This window comes from Vibrio hepatarius (assembly GCF_001274785.1).
Lineage (GTDB): Bacteria > Pseudomonadota > Gammaproteobacteria > Enterobacterales > Vibrionaceae > Vibrio > Vibrio hepatarius.
In genome coordinates this window covers 1-234 of sequence record NZ_LHPI01000081.1, presented here as the reverse complement: position 1 = coordinate 234, position 234 = coordinate 1, and the positions used below count along the sequence as shown (strand labels likewise).

Below are 234 nucleotides of genomic sequence, written 5' to 3'. Positions count from 1 at the left end.
GTAGGAGTGACCAGCTCCCCAGCCGACATCAGACTCCGCCCAGAACACGCCATCTTGCGGCATGTTATAGATAGTGTGCATCGAGTACTTCATTGCGACTGCGTGACCACCGTTATCGCGAACCACGCCTTTTGGCTTACCGGTAGTGCCAGAGGTATACAAGATATAGAGCGGATCCGTCTCCATCACAGGAACGCACGCGTGCGGCAATGCGTTGTCATTCGCTTGTTGCCA

General features: G+C 54.7%; 1 protein-coding gene. It reads right to left on the bottom strand.

The features are described from left to right. Positions 1 to 234, bottom strand: a 234-nt coding sequence (locus tag AKJ31_RS22355; protein ID WP_157052421.1) for an AMP-binding protein, incomplete at both ends; no start/stop codon positions are given.